The organism is Lacrimispora sphenoides (assembly GCF_900105215.1).
In the GTDB taxonomy this organism is placed as follows: Bacteria; Bacillota; Clostridia; order Lachnospirales; family Lachnospiraceae; genus Lacrimispora; species Lacrimispora sphenoides_A.
The window spans coordinates 1,418,028-1,433,317 of sequence record NZ_FOIP01000002.1; the positions used below are offsets into that span (position 1 = coordinate 1,418,028).

General features: G+C 43.9%; 14 protein-coding genes. All 14 read left to right on the forward strand.

All coding sequences use genetic code 11. From position 1 onward, the window contains the following. Positions 1 to 211 precede the first annotated feature (211 nt). The gene (locus BMW45_RS23325; protein WP_092249584.1) at positions 212 to 1,285 is read left to right on the forward strand and encodes a lactonase family protein; all 1,074 of its coding nucleotides are present in this window, start codon (positions 212 to 214) and stop codon (positions 1,283 to 1,285) included. Between the two features lie 388 nt (positions 1,286 to 1,673). Then, entirely contained in the window at positions 1,674 to 2,144 is a 471-nt protein-coding gene (locus BMW45_RS23330; protein ID WP_092249587.1) for a PTS sugar transporter subunit IIA, read from the forward strand. A 33-nt stretch (positions 2,145 to 2,177) separates the two neighbouring features. Further along, positions 2,178 to 2,477, forward strand: a complete 300-nt coding sequence (locus BMW45_RS23335) for a PTS sugar transporter subunit IIB (protein WP_025233041.1) — start codon at positions 2,178 to 2,180, stop codon at positions 2,475 to 2,477. Positions 2,478 to 2,510: 33 nt separating this feature from the next. After that, the gene (locus tag BMW45_RS23340; protein ID WP_092249590.1) at positions 2,511 to 3,872 is read left to right on the forward strand and encodes a PTS galactitol transporter subunit IIC; all 1,362 of its coding nucleotides are present in this window, start codon (positions 2,511 to 2,513) and stop codon (positions 3,870 to 3,872) included. 1 nt (position 3,873) lies between these two features. Then, the gene (locus BMW45_RS23345) at positions 3,874 to 5,916 is read left to right on the forward strand and encodes a BglG family transcription antiterminator (protein WP_092249593.1); all 2,043 of its coding nucleotides are present in this window, start codon (positions 3,874 to 3,876) and stop codon (positions 5,914 to 5,916) included. Positions 5,917 to 5,950: 34 nt separating this feature from the next. Then, entirely contained in the window at positions 5,951 to 6,619 is a 669-nt protein-coding gene (locus tag BMW45_RS23350; protein ID WP_092249596.1) for a class II aldolase/adducin family protein, read from the forward strand. 17 nt (positions 6,620 to 6,636) lie between these two features. Then, positions 6,637 to 7,278 (forward strand): histidine phosphatase family protein, encoded by a 642-nt coding sequence (locus BMW45_RS23355; RefSeq protein WP_092249598.1) that lies wholly within the window; start codon positions 6,637 to 6,639, stop codon positions 7,276 to 7,278. A 32-nt stretch (positions 7,279 to 7,310) separates the two neighbouring features. After that, positions 7,311 to 8,318: a dihydroxyacetone kinase subunit DhaK gene (locus BMW45_RS23360; RefSeq protein ID WP_092249601.1), complete on the forward strand. Its 1,008-nt coding sequence runs from the start codon at positions 7,311 to 7,313 to the stop codon at positions 8,316 to 8,318. Between the two features lie 13 nt (positions 8,319 to 8,331). Then, positions 8,332 to 8,952 (forward strand): dihydroxyacetone kinase subunit L, encoded by a 621-nt coding sequence (locus BMW45_RS23365; protein ID WP_092249604.1) that lies wholly within the window; start codon positions 8,332 to 8,334, stop codon positions 8,950 to 8,952. 196 nt (positions 8,953 to 9,148) lie between these two features. Further along, complete coding sequence (locus tag BMW45_RS23370; protein WP_092249606.1) at positions 9,149 to 9,850, forward strand: YoaK family protein; 702 nt, start codon at positions 9,149 to 9,151, stop codon at positions 9,848 to 9,850. A 330-nt stretch (positions 9,851 to 10,180) separates the two neighbouring features. After that, on the forward strand, positions 10,181 to 12,046 hold the full coding sequence (locus BMW45_RS23375; protein ID WP_092249609.1) for a TIGR03960 family B12-binding radical SAM protein: 1,866 nt from the start codon (positions 10,181 to 10,183) through the stop codon (positions 12,044 to 12,046). Then, a complete protein-coding gene (locus BMW45_RS23380; protein WP_092249612.1) occupies positions 12,030 to 12,740 on the forward strand; it encodes a TIGR03936 family radical SAM-associated protein in 711 nt (236 codons plus the stop codon). Before BMW45_RS23375 ends, BMW45_RS23380 begins: the two co-directional genes overlap by 17 nt. Then, positions 12,733 to 13,935: a ribonuclease E/G gene (locus tag BMW45_RS23385; RefSeq protein ID WP_092249615.1), complete on the forward strand. Its 1,203-nt coding sequence runs from the start codon at positions 12,733 to 12,735 to the stop codon at positions 13,933 to 13,935. Before BMW45_RS23380 ends, BMW45_RS23385 begins: the two co-directional genes overlap by 8 nt. Beyond that, positions 13,932 to 15,287: a Trk system potassium transporter TrkA gene (gene trkA / locus BMW45_RS23390; protein WP_092249618.1), complete on the forward strand. Its 1,356-nt coding sequence runs from the start codon at positions 13,932 to 13,934 to the stop codon at positions 15,285 to 15,287. The genes BMW45_RS23385 and trkA overlap by 4 nt, the downstream gene beginning before the upstream one ends. Positions 15,288 to 15,290: the final 3 nt, after the last annotated feature.

The following is a 15,290-nucleotide window of genomic DNA, read 5'->3' on the forward strand; positions in this document are numbered from 1 at the left end:
TGAGTTGGACTCTGGCTCCTCTCGTATAAGTTGTTTTGGGTGATAAAACAGATCTGGCAGTGGCAGAGATCAGTTTATCGCTTAGGCTGTAAAGATTACCAGTAAACAGGATCGTATTTAACCTATCAAGTAGTGAAGCGGATTGCGAATATCCGATTGATTGATATGGTTTCATACTTTAAAAGCTAGTAGAAAGGATGGAATAAGAACTATGAAACAATATTTTGTTATAGGCAGTTACACGGAACCGATTTTATTTGGAACAGGTGAGGTATTTCAAGGAAAAGGAAAGGGAATTTCATTCTGTACGTTTGAAAATGGCAAAATAGAAATAAAAAAAGAAATTGCAGTCAAAAATCCTTCTTTCCTATGTGTAGATGAGATAAATAAAAAGATTTATGCAGTTAATGAGATGAAAGAATATTTGGGAAAGACCGGCGGCGGTATGACCCAGCTCACTTATGATGACGAAGGCAATATGAGCATAGAAGGAAGCTGGAATACTTATGGGGAAGACCCGTGTCATATTGCAATTGGGCCAAACAGACAATTTGTTGCTATAGCTAATTATTCCAGCGGCTCAGTGACTGTGTATCCAATGGATGAAAAAGGATATGTAAAAAATGATTACCAGTTATTTAAACATGAGGGCAGCAGTATTTATCAGTCACGTCAGGAAAGCCCCCACGCCCATAGTTGTATTTTTGCGCCGGATCAGGAATTGCTTTATGTTGCCGATTTGGGAATCGATAATCTTGTAGCATATCGATATGAAGGAAGCGTTGCATATTCTGAGAATAGTGCTTCGGTTCGAGTGCCTGCAGGAAGCGGCCCCAGATATGGAGAGTTCGGAAAAGATGGGAAGCATTTTTATTTGATTAATGAAATTAGTTCACAGGTAATGCATTTTACATATGTTGCTGGCAAGATGGAATTTCAGAATGCCGTGAATACACTTCCGTCGGATTTTACTGGGAATAATACATGCTCTGATCTACATATTACTCCAAATGGAAAGTTTCTCTATGCATCGAATCGCGGACATGATAGTCTGGCATGCTATCAAATCGAAGAGGATGGAAGTCTGACATTCGTTGAAAGACAACTCTGCGGTGGAAAAACGCCTCGGAATTTTGCAATTGACCTGACTGGAAAATATATTTTAGTTGGCAATCAAGACAGTGATACAATCACAGTATTTGAAATCAAAGAGAATGGTCATATGAGTCAGGTAAACCAAATGAATGCCGGGGCGCCAGTGTGCATCCGATTTTTCCAGCTGTAACTAGTGGAAATGATACTGGGTAATGGCAGACGTTGGTGAGTTTTATAGATAGAATTGATAAAAAGGCCACTCAGTTTGACTGATGTGGCCTTTTGCAATAAATATGAAAGTTAATTTCTAAAGCGTTAATCACGCTATGATAGTCTGACTGTTGGAAGTTATGCAGAGCCTGCCCCATTTTCAAAGGGGTGGGCTTTTGAGGTTTTTGTCGGATGATTTCGGGCATATCAGACAGGGCTTTTTTTCATGAGCCCAATTTTGCGCAATGGAGAAATTGATAATTGTACACAACGCTTGTGGCTAATGGGGTGGTCCAATGGTATAATTTGCACATAACAAATTGCTTTGATTATTACCGGTAAATGATAAGCATTAAAGGAGGTTACATTTGAAAAAGGATATGTTATTTCGGGATCTGGTTCAGCTGGATTGGGAAGCGGCGGACCAGACCGAAGTGTTTAAACGGATGGCAGACATTCTGTTTAAAAAAGGATTTGTAAAAGAAACTTATCTGGAGTCACTAAAGGTAAGAGAAGAAAGCTATCCCACAGCACTACCCATTAAGCCTTATTCGGTTGCCATTCCCCATACAGATATCAGCCAGATCATCCGGCCGTTTATTGCTCCTATTCGGCTGAAAGAAGCTGTTGAATGGAGGGAAATGGCAAACAATGATGAAGTCCATCAAGTCAGATTTATTTTTATGCTGGGATTTTTAAAATCAGATGAACACATTGATCTGCTTCAGATATTGGTGGAGAGTTTTCAGAATGAGGAATTAATGGAGCGTTTAAACAATGCCAAAACAGCAGATGAATACTTTGAGCTGGTCTGCGGCATCAAGGGTATGGAATCGTAAGGATCCGTATGAAATCAGAGGAGGGTTTTGACCATGGGAATCAGAGTTATTGTAGCCTGCGGAAGCGGTGTAGCTACTTCACAGACAGTAGCAAGCAAGGTAAACCGTATGTTAAAGGAAAAGAAAGTGGATGCTTTGGTGGAGGCAGTGGATTTAAAGTCTGTTGACCGTTATATGGACGGCAGCGCAGCCTATATTACCATAGTTAAAAATGCCAAGGAATACCCGATTCCTGTGATCAATGGAATCGCATTTCTCACAGGCATTGGGAAAGATCAGGAGTTTGATAAACTGTTAAAAGCAATCGCAGATTACAAAAAGAAGAATCTATAAAATTAGAGTTTGTAAAATAAGGAGGTAAAGAGGATGCAGATATTAGCGAATACTGTAAATTTCTTTCTGGGGCTTGGGGCTGCTGTATTTGTACCGGTAATCATTATCATAGCCGGATTAATTGTTAAAATGAAAGTAAAAGACGCTGTTTCATCAGGCATTACCCTTGGTGTGGCATTTTCGGGAATGAGCATGCTGATCAACTACATGACCGGCGTGATCACACCGGCGGCAACTGCCATGCTGGAGTTTTCCGGTATTGATCTTCCCATTACCGATGGAGGCTGGACCACAATGTCCACGATTTCCTGGTCCTGGCCTTATGCATTTTTGATGTTTCCCCTTTTAATCATAATTAATATTATCATGCTTGCCATGAACAAGACGGATACCTTTAATGCGGATCTATGGAATGTATGGGGGAAAATCTTTACGGCAGTTGCAGTATACTACATAACCGGCAATGTAATCGTAGCATTTATCGTTGCGGCAGTTCAGGTTGTTTTTGAACTGAAATCCGCTGATTTCCATCAGCACCGTATCAGTAAGCTTTCCGGAATTCCGGGAGTCACCTGTACTCATAAGATGGTTTTTCTTGCAGCACCTATGTATATTGTAGACTGTATACTCCGCAAGATTCCCGGACTTAACAAATCATTTAATGCAGAGGACTTAAAAGAAAAGCTTGGTATTTTTGCGGAAAATCATATTTTAGGTTTCCTTTTAGGGATTATATTCGGAGCTTTGGCAAGGTACGATTTAGCAGGGATATTAACTCTTGGAGTACAGTGCGCCACTGCCCTCACTTTATTCCCGGTGATCTCGAAATACTTTATGCAGGCCTTGGAGCCGATCTCCAACGCGGTTTCGGAATTTATGCAGAGCAAATTTGCAGACAGAGAGATGTATGTAGGTTTAGACTGGCCGTTTCTTGGCGGGGCCAATGAGATTTGGCTGGCTGTTATCTGGACCGTACCCGTGACCCTTATTATGTCCTTTATCCTTCCAGGTAATAAGATATTGCCTTTTGCCGGCATCATTAACATTGCCATTGCAGTGCCTGCATACCTGGTGTGCAGGGGAAACATCCTTCGCATGCTGATTCAATGTACCATTTTTACACCGGTATTTTTATGGGTGGGTACTGCCTTTGCTCCCTTTATGACAGAGCTGGCAAATACCACAAAGGCTGTGGAGCTTGCGCCTGGGCAGATGATTTCCAACTCAAGCATTGACGGCCCTATATTTACGTATGCATTTTCACATGCAGTAAAGGCGCTGCAGGGAGATTTCCTTCCGCTGATTATTCTGGTTCTGTGGATCGTGTCTTTTGTACTCTATTCGAGAAGCCTGATTCAGGAAAAGAAGGAAGACCTGGCAAAGGAAAGAGCGTAACATGAAAATCGGCCAACGAAATTGCTTGATTTTGAAAGAAATTATTAATCATAGTGCATCTGTCACGGGAAAGGCTCTGGAGGTAAAATTACATCTCTCAAGAAAACAACTGGAGTATGGGATTACTAGAATTAATGAATATCTGGAGGAACAGCAGCTGCCGATTCTGGAACGAGTAAATAACGGGAGGATTCTCATCCCAAATGAGGTTATAGAACAGCTGGATTTCACGCAGCTGGAGCAGGAGAATCAGGATGTCTGGCTTACTAAGGAAGAGCGGGGAGATATCATTCAGCTGATGCTGCTTACAAAACAGCAGGAACTGTCGCTGCAGCATTTCATTGCTGAGTTAAAGGCCAGTAAAAATACGGTGCTTTCGGATTTAAAGCGCTTAAAGGAAGAACTGCCTGATTCAGGCATTCAGCTGATATACAGCAGGGAAAAGGGTTACCAGCTGGAAGGCCGGGAATATGATTTGAGGCAGCGGCTGTTTCTGGTACTGCGAAATATTTTGTCAGGACGAGGGCAGCAGGCAGAGGTTTTTCGGATCGGAAAGATCACTCAAAAGCAGATGGAGCATATGCGGAATATGACGGAAACCATTGAAGGGGAATTGAAAACCCGTTTTACGGACGAAATGATTGAAGTGAACCGGTGCTTTTTCACCCTGGTGTTAAGAAGGATCCGGGACGGTATGGCTTTAGATACGGTTCCGGAAACCTTCCGCCATGTGGCAGGAACAAAGGAGTATATGGTGATCAAATCCTGCCTGTCTGCCGAGGGCGTAAACAGCATCCAGGAAACCATGTATTTTACCGCCCATATCCAGAGCATGAAGATCAACACCCATTTGGAGGCTGTTGCAGGGCAGGAAGAGGTTTATCAGGCAGTGGAGGAAACCATCCGCAATTTCGAACGGATCGCCTGCATTTGCTTTGAGAATAAAGAGAATACCTTACATTTGCTCATGAACCACAGCCTGCCTGCCCTGTACCGCATCAGATATAATTTTCATATCGGTCCGGATATTTCTGAATACGTACTTCCTGCATATCAGGAAGTACATGATATGGTGAAAAAGTCTGTGACACCTCTGGAAAAAATCATCGGAATGTCTTTTCCGGAAAGTGAACTGGTTTATATTACCCTGATTTTTATTGCCCAGACCAGCAGGGAGGATGAGGAAGAGAAAACAGACAGACGCCCAAGGGCTGTGGTGGTATGCCAGAACGGCATTACCGTATCCCACTTTCTTCTGACCTCATTAAAGCACACCTTTCCGGAAATCGACTTTCTAAACTATATGTCGGCGCGCCAATTCTATCAGTACGAGGAAGACTTCGACCTGGTATTTACGACAACATCCTTAAGAACATCAAAAAAACAGTTTGTGATCGAACCTTTGCTGGACAAGGAAAGAAGAAGGAAACTTCGTAAAAATGTATTCGATAGCCTGAAAAGTTCAGGGGAGATCTTTCCCCAGGTAGAGACAATCCTTCAGATCATAAAAAAGCATACAAACGAAAGTGTGTTTCAGAAGCTGAGAATGGAAATTGATTCGTACATGGTACAGTCTGACCGGAAAGCAGGAGAAACCATAGAGAAAAGGAAACCAGACTTAAGGGAATTGCTGACAAGATCCAACATCAGGATCATTAAGGAACGCATGGGCTGGAAGGAAGCCATAGAATTTGCAGCAGTTCCCCTGCTGTATAAAAATATTATCAAGTACCAATATGTTGAAACGATTATCTCTAATATTATCGAACATCAGCAGATCATGTTAATTGCAGAGCATGTCATGATTGCTCATGCGGGAATCGATGCAGGGGTATATGATGTGGGACTTTCCATGCTTTTGCTTCCCCAGACCATAATGGTAAATGATTACATGGAGGTAAAGGTGATTTTTGTGCTGGCAACTCCGGATTATGAGAGTCATTTGGCAGCGTTAAACCAGTTAATCAATATTTTAGAAGATGAAAAGAAGCTGGCCTCCATGAAGGAGGCCAAGACAGCTGATAACATTTTAGAATTACTATAGGTTGCAAAAATGAAATAGAAAAGAGGAGATTAGAATGCTTGAAACATTGAAAAAAGATGTATGTGAAATTGCAAAACGTGCTCAGAGAGATGGTTTGTGTAAGCATAAGTCTGGAAATTTCAGCGCACGGGATTTAGAAACCGGCTATGTGGTCATTACTCCAACCAGTGTTGACCGGGACTTGCTGACTCCAAGGGATATGGTGGTCATGGATCTGGAGGCCAGGGTTATTGAAAACTTGTCCGGCTTAAGACCGACCAGCGAATCCCTGATGCATCTTATGATCTACCGGCAGAGATCCAAAGCGGCGGCTATCGCCCATACACACTCTGCCTATGCCACTGCATTTGCCTTACTGAACAAGCCGATTCCGGCAGTTGTGTATGAAGTAGCTAATTTAGGCCTGACAAAAGCCCGTGTCCCTGTCGCCCCCTATGGACGTCCGGGAACCACCGGACTAGCGGACAGCGTCATTGAAAGCTGCCTGGAGGCAGATTGCTTTTTGCTGGAAAAGCATGGAGCCGTTGCAGTGGATGAACGTGATGTTTATGAAGCGTTTTTAAAGGCAGCTTATATTGAAGAACTGGCAGAATTATATTATCTGGCATTGACCGCAGGCGGGGGAAAAGAGCCGGATGGTTTTGCTCAAAAGGAGCTGCAAAGGTGGGAATATCCGAGAGAGATTTCGTTTCCCAGTGTATGATAAGGAGGAAATAATCTTTGAAGCTGTATCTGATCCGGCATGGACGGCAATGTGATAAACGATGCAATGTGGATGTGTCTCTTTCGGAAGAAGGGATCCGCCAGGCTAAGCAGGTTGGAATGCGGATGAAGGATTGGGGCATTGAGATGGTTTATTCCAGTGACATGCTTCGGGCTAAGGAAACTGCTTACTATGCAAACCAATACTGGAATGTGCCTCATGAAATTATTCCGGAATTCCGGGAGCTGTGCTTTGGCGATATGGAAGGACTGTATGACGAAGAGATCGAAGGTAGGTTCCGTGAGTTTAAAGCAAATCAGGACGAGAGGAAGGAGGATATCCCCTATCCGGGAGGGGAATCTGCAACAGAGCTGGTACGTAGGGCAATGCCCAAGCTGATAGAAGTTACCGGACGGCATAAGAGCAGCATCGCCATTGCAACCCATGGGGTATGGATCCGCGCAGTCCTCTGCCATATTCTTGGTATGGATATGGCAAAGTGGAGGACCATGGGTGTCACATTTGAGAATGGAAGCATTACTGAGCTTCATTACCGGAAAGAAAAAGGGAATTTTACATTGGAACGGTTTAATGATTATGCCCATTTGGAGCCATATCCGGAGCTGCTTCGCAGTGCATGGGGAGTAAAGGAAAATTAGGTAGATCTGAACCATAGAAAGAAAGGGATTATATGAAAAAGATTATCAATAGTGCGGACACATTCGTGCAGGATACCATGGAAGGCATTATCTGTGGATACGGTGATAAGGTGAAGCTGTTACATAATGATTTTCAGGTACTGGTATCCAATTATCCGGCCAAAGAGGGAAAGGTCGGCGTAGTAACAGCCGGAGGAAGCGGCCATCTTCCTGTATTTTTAGGATATGTTGGGAAAGGACTGCTGGACGGCTGTGCAGTAGGGGAAGTCTTTGCCTCCCCGGCAGCCGCTAAAATGGCTGACATGATCCGCGCCTGTGACAGAGGAAATGGAGTGCTGTGTTTATACGGAAATTATAACGGTGACCGCTTTAATTTCACCATGGCTTGTGAGGAAGTGGAATTTGACGATATTAAAACAAAAGCAGTGCTTGTAAAGGATGATGTTGCCAGCTCTCCTCAGGAAAATGCAGAGAAGCGCCGGGGTGTTGCAGGCATGGTATATGCTTTTAAAATAGCCGGGGCGGCTGCCGATAACATGATGAATCTGGAAGAAGTGGCTGCTGTGACCACCAAAGCTTTAAACAACATCCGTTCTATGGGGGTTGCCCTGTCTCCCTGCATCGTTCCCAAGGCGGGAAAACCGACCTTTGCAATAGAGGAGGATGAGATTGAAATTGGAATGGGGATTCATGGAGAAGCAGGTATTGAGGTAAGGAAGATGATGACCGCTGACGAGATAGCGGAAACACTGGTGAATACGATTATAAAAGATATGCCTTTGAAAGACGGGGATGAAGTATCCGTTATGGTCAATGGTCTTGGAGGAACCCCCTTGGAGGAACAGCTGATTGTGTACAGAAAAGTGCATCAGATCCTTTCCCGTTCAGGAGTCAGCATTGTAATGCCCCACATAGGAGAATATGCAACTTCCATGGAAATGGCCGGTCTTTCTGTAACGATATTTAAACTGGATCAGGAATTAAAGGAATTGCTTCAGGCTCCGGCAGAATCTCCGTTCTATACCAATTCTAATAAATAGGGAGGAATGTGGCATGAATCGGGAATCAGTAAAGAAAATCATGGAAGCGATCAGCAAGGAAATGTCTGCAAACCGGGATTATCTGGTGGAACTGGATCAGGTAAACGGAGATGGGGACTTAGGGATATCCATGGATGACGGCTACCGGGCGGTGGTGGAATTTTTAAAAACTGCGGAAGAAAAGGATCTTGGGAAGCTTTTTATGGCATGCGGCAAGGTATTCAATGCATCCGCTCCATCTTCCCTTGGAACGATTACTTCTTTTGGCTTTATGGGCATGGCAAAGGCGTTAAAGGGAAAAGAAGAGGTGGGTTTTGAAGAGGCAGCAGGGGCGATGCTTGCAGCAGTGGAAAATATCATGGCAAAGGCGGAATCAAAGGTGGGAGAGAAGACCATTCTTGACGCCCTGTATCCGGGAGCAGAAGCCCTTTTAAAGCATGCATCTGATCCGGAAACGGCAGTGATGGAAGCGGAGAAGGCAGCAGGACAGGGTTCGGAAGCTACACGGCAGATGCGGGCAGTCCACGGGCGTGCTGCTTATTCGGCAGATCGCAGCGTCGGCATTTTAGACGGCGGTTCTGTTGTTGGAAAATTGATATTTAAGGGGATTGCAGGTTATTATAGGGCTAAGTAATAAAATATAATTAACAGGGGAGTATTGATACGGAAGCGTGAAACTGGCAATGTCAGTTTCGCGCTTTTAAACATGGATTTCACGATTAGGGCTTAGATTTGGTTTTACATTATCCCTGCAACCCTTGTACTTGCTGAAGGAATGTACTATAATGTTAGGAGGCCATGGGCATTAGGAAGTAAGGAGATATTGGCATATGGGAAATGAATCAAATAAAAAGTTTACTGACCACATCGGATTTCACATGCTTTTGGCTGCAATAGGCGGATTAATGGATGCGTATTCTTATGTTGACAGAGGCAATGTATTTGCCACCGGCCAGACAGGGAATTTCGTACTGGCTGCAATTCGTTTCCTATCAAAGGACTATAAAGGCATGGGGCGGGCATTTGTGCCCATCGGAGCGTTCTGGCTGGGGGTTTTTCTTGCAAGACATATTTATTATAAAATATATAATGAAAAACACACCCATTGGATATCGGGTATTTTATTTCTGGAAATTGCCGTATTGTTTTTGGTCGGCTTCATTCCTCACACCTTGCCGCACCTGTTTGCCAACACGGCGGTGTCATTTGCCGCTGCAGTGCAATTTTGTACCTTCCGAAACTTTGGAGGGAATGCCGCCTATGCGCCGGTTTTTTGTACGGGAAATATGCGTTCCTGTGCGGAAATGTATTACGAAGGTTTTGTCAGAAAGGACAGAGAATGCCGGATAAGAGCATATCATTACTCGGGAATCTTGCTGGCCTTTTTCACCGGAGCTCTTACAGGAGGCTGGCTATCCTTCCGGTTGGAAGAAAAGGCGATTTGGATGGCTTGTGTGCTGCTATTGGTATCCTGGATAACCGTTGGTATAGAAAAGAAAGGACAAAAAGCTGGCCAGCCTCTGCTTTTGTAAATTAGGGGTTCCGGAAATGGATACCGGGACATTTACCTCATCAAGTAGCGAATTGGATTGCGAATATCCGAAAGACTAATAATGAGCCCCATGGATCGCTGCCTTTTTCTGTGTTCTATGGGTTTTTCCATGTCTGGATTCACACAGGTAATTTTTGAGTTGATTAATCCCTGAAAGTATCCTATAATTATGCAAAGTATCATTAAGAATGGTTCGTTGGAGAAAATGAAGCGGCTGCAGATTTATGCGATCGCTGGTTTTCATTGACAGCTTTATAACAGATAGCTACTAAAAAGCTTCATAAACTGCAAATAATAAAAAGGAATGACCATGAGAAAACTAGCATTAAGCGATGAGATTTTATTGAGAATTGAAAAACCGGCCCGCTATATCGGCGGCGAAGTAAATATGGTAAAAAAAGACCTGTCTGCTGTGGACATCCGTTTTGCCATGTGTTTCCCGGATGTTTATGAGATTGGGATGTCCCACTTGGGAATGCAGATTTTATATGATATGTTTAACCGTAGAGAGGATATTTACTGCGAGCGTATTTTTTCCCCCTGGACGGATTTAGACCAGATCATGAGGGAGCAGCATATTCCTCTTTTTGCTTTGGAATCCCAGGATCCTATTAAGGAATTCGATTTTATTGGAATCACCCTTCAGTATGAAATGTGCTATACAAACATCCTCCAGGTTCTTGATTTGGGACAAATTCCCCTTCACTGGGAGGACCGGACAGAGGAAGATCCTATTATCATCGGCGGAGGCCCGTGTGCCTACAATCCTGAGCCCTTGGCGGAATTCTTTGACATGTTCTATATCGGCGAAGGAGAAACCGTTTATTTTGAGCTTATGGACCGTTATAAGGAAAATAAGAAGAAGGGAGGAAGCCGCCGGGAATTTCTGGAGATGGCTTCAGAGATTGATGGTATCTATGTACCGGCTTTTTATGATGTATCCTATCATGAGGATGGCACTATAGAGAGCATGAAGCCCAACAATCTCCACGCAAAGGAAAAGGTAACGAAGCAGCTGGTTGTCACTATGGATGAGGCTTATTACATTGAAAAGCCGGTAGTTCCATTTATTAAGGTGACTCAGGACCGGGTGGTCTTAGAGGTCATGAGAGGCTGCATCAGGGGCTGCCGTTTCTGTCAGGCCGGTAATGTTTACCGTCCACTAAGGGAACACAGTCTGGAATATTTAAAGGACTACGCCAGCAAGCTCTTAAAGAGCACCGGACATGAAGAAATCTCTCTTAGCTCTTTAAGTTCCAGTGATTACACCCATTTAGAGGGAATTGTGAATTTCCTGATTGATGAATTTAAGGACAAGGGAGTCAATATTTCCCTGCCTTCCCTTCGGATTGACGCTTTTTCTCTTGATGTCATGAGCAAGGTTCAGGATATCAGAAAGAGCAGTTTAACCTTTGCTCCTGAGGCTGGTTCCCAAAGACTTCGTGACGTAATTAACAAAGGACTGTCAGAAGAGATCATCTTAAAAGGAGCAGGAGAAGCCTTTCAGGGCGGCTGGAACCGGGTAAAGCTTTACTTTATGCTGGGACTTCCTACTGAAACCGTAGAGGATATGGAAGGGATTGCAGAACTGTCAGAAAAGGTGGCGGAAGTCTACTATGATATTCCAAAGGATCAGAGAAACGGAAAGGTCCAGGTAGTAGCAAGTTCTTCCTTCTTTGTTCCAAAGCCATTTACCCCGTTCCAGTGGGCGAGGATGTGCACAAAAGAAGAATTTTTAGAAAGAGCTTATGTCGTTAAAGATAAATTTAAGAAGATGCTGAATCAAAAGAGCTTAAAATATAATTATCATGAAGCTGACTTGACGGTTCTGGAAGGTGTTTTGGCACGTGGGGACAGAAAAATCTCCCCCCTGATTGAAGAAGTTTATAAAAATGGCGCCTTGTATGATTCCTGGTCCGAACATTTTAAAAATGATATCTGGATGAAAGCTTTTGAGACCTGCGGCCTGGATGCGGATTTCTATACGGTCAGGGAGAGGGATTTAGAGGAAGTGTTCCCCTGGGACTTTATTGATGCAGGCGTATCAAAAGAATTTTTAAAGAGAGAATGGCAGAATGCCATCGATGCGAAAGTCACCCCCAACTGCAGGGAGAGATGTTCCGGCTGTGGGGCTATGAATTTCGAGGGAGGAGTCTGCTATGAAACTGAGAATTAAATTTTCCAAGCAAGGCCCGGTCAAATTCGTAGGCCATCTGGATGTGATGCGTTATTTTCAGAAGGCTATGAGAAGGGCTGGGATTGATATCAAATACAGTGAAGGCTTCAGCCCGCATCAGATCATGTCTTTTGCAGCACCTTTAGGAGTGGGGCTTACCAGCAATGGAGAATACATGGATATTGAAGTGAATTCCATGGAGGATTGCAAAACCATGGTGAGCCAGTTAAATGAAGTAATGGCAGAAGGAATCCAGATCATGGAATGCCATATCCTTGAAGAACGGGCGAAAAATGCCATGTCTCTTGTTGCTGCCGCAGACTATACGCTGACGTTCCGGGAAGGAAAGCAGACAAACGATTTGGATGCATTTCTAAACGGCCTTTCAGATTTTATGGGACAGGACCATATCTTTATCACCAAAAAAACGAAAAAGGGCGAAAGAGAAATAGACTTAAAAGCTTTTATCTATGAACTCTCGGTTCATGGAGAGACGATCTTCATGAAGATATCTGCCGGAAGTGCAGATAATGTAAAGCCAGAGCTGGTGATGGAGGCTTATTATCAGTGGCTTGGACAGACCTGTCCGGAGTTTGCCTTCCAGATTCAGAGAGAAGAGGTTTACGGCAATAAGGTCGACGAGGAACATAGAATGCTTGTGCCTTTGGGGCATATAGGAGAATCCCTTGAATAAGTTAATCATAACAAGATGGAACGGCTCGGTCATCACCCTTCTCCAGTCAGGAAAAGAGACGGTTCAGGTCAACATCGAACCGGAGGAAAACCAGTCTGTTTTGGGCAATATCTATATAGGAAAAGTAAATCATATCGTAAAAAATATCAATGCAGCTTTCGTAGATATTGGAGGGGGACAGATGGGATATTTAAGTCTGTCTGACGCCAATATCCTCTTTGTGGACCAGCGGACTTATAATGGAAAACTTCGCCAGGGCGATGAAATTATCGTCCAGGTAGAACGGGACGCGGTAAAGACAAAGGCTCCGGTTCTCACTGGAAACTTAAATGTTACCGGCCGATATTTTGTACTGACCTCCGGAAAGAAACAGATTGGCTTTTCAACCAAGATCACGGATCAGGCATGGAAACAGGAGATGAAGTCCTATCTGGAATCCAGGAAGGAAGAAGACTTTGGTATGATTGTCCGCACCAATGCCTATAAGGTTCCTAAAGAGGAACTGGAGTCGGAACTGATCCAGTTAATGGATTCTTTTAAAGAGATGCTGGACAATGCAAAACACAGAACCTGCTACAGCCTTCTTTACAGTTCAGCCCCTTCCTATTTGACCGGCTTAAGAGACAGCCTTAAATCTTCCCTGGAAGCAGTCATTACCGATGAACCGGATATATACGATGCTATAAAAGATTATCTTACCCAGTGCCAGCCGGAAGATCTGGGGCTTCTTACAAGGTATGAGGACAATCTGCTTCCCTTAGGAAAGCTTTACCGGATAGAAAAGACTATGGATGAAGCTTTGGGGAAAAGGGTCTGGCTGAAATCAGGGGGTTATCTGGTCATTGAACCTACGGAAGCCCTGGTAGTCATTGATGTAAATACAGGTAAATATTCCGGAAAAAAAGAACTCCGGGAAACGATCAAAAAGGTTAATTTAGAGGCTGCCGAAGAAATCGGGCATCAGCTTCGGCTTCGAAATTTATCCGGTATCATAATTATTGATTTTATTGATATGGAAGCAGAAGAAGACAGGCGGATCCTTATGGAACGTCTGGAGGGGATTCTGTCCAAAGATCCGGTCAAAACGACCGTTGTTGAAATGACAAAATTAAATCTGGTGGAAGTGACCAGAAAAAAAATACGAAAGCCTCTTTATGAGCAGGCATTGCAGATGAAGGAGAAGGTTTCATTATGAAAATCATAATCGTGGGTTGCGGTAAGGTAGGTGCAACCCTGGCAGAACAGCTGAACAATGAGCATCATGATATTATGCTCATTGATAAAAGCGCAGATGTCATTAACTCTATTACGGAGAGAATCGATGTCATGGGCGTCGTGGGAAATGGGGCAGTTTATAAAGTACAGATGGAGGCAGGGATTCAGGAGACAGATCTTTTAATTGCCACAACTAATTCCGACGAGCTGAATATGCTATGCTGCCTGATTGCGAAGAAGGCAGGAGACTGTCATACCATTGCCAGGATCCGTAATCCGGAATATCACTCTGAAATCAACTATATCAGGGAAGAGCTTGGACTTTCTCTGGCTATTAATCCGGAGATGGCTGCAGCCATGGAAATAGCCAGGCTGCTTCGATTTCCGTCTGCAATCAAAATCGATACGTTTGCCAAGGGTAGGATTGAAATTTTGAAATTCCTGGTGCCGGATCATTCCATCCTTCATAACATGAGGGTACGGGAGGTCCTGTCAAAGCTTCATTGCAATGTGCTGATCTGTGCCATTGAGCATGGCAGTGAAGTCATCATCCCAAGCGGAGAATCCGTCATGATGGCAGGAGATAAGATATCGTTTATCGCATCACCTGCAGAAGCCAACGAGTTCTTCAAACAGGCAGGGATTGATAACAATACAATTCGGACAGTAATGATGGTAGGCGGCGGAAAGATTACATATTATGTTGCGAAATTGATGGAAAGTACAAAGATCAACGTAAAGATTCTGGAGCAGAATATGGAGCGCTGCAATGAACTGAGCGAGCTTCTTCCAAAGGCTATGGTCATACATGGAGATGCTTCTGATCAGGAACTGCTGCTTCAGGAAGGAATCGGTCAGATCGATGCCTTCGCTTCTCTTACCGGCTTTGACGAGGAGAATATTATGCTTTCTCTTTATGCAGCAAGTCAGTCCAAGGCAAAACTTATTACAAAAGTAAACCGGATCGCTTTTGAAAATGTCATTGATTCCATGAATTTAGGCAGTGTGATTTATCCCAAACTCATCACGAGTGAGACCATTCTCCAATACGTCCGCGCCATGCAGAATTCCATGGGGAGCAATGTGGAGACCCTCTATAAAATTGTGGCGGACCGGGCGGAAGCTTTGGAATTCCGTGTTGCAAATGAGCCGAGTATCGTAGGGATTCCACTTGAAAAGCTTGAGCTTAAAAATAATCTTCTTGTGGCCTTTATCAACCGGAAGGGACAGTTTATCAGTCCCCGCGGAAAGGACACCCTGGAGGAAGGCGACCGGGTGATCGTAGTCACCACGGTAACCGGGCTTAATGACTTAAAGGACATACTAAGGTAGAAA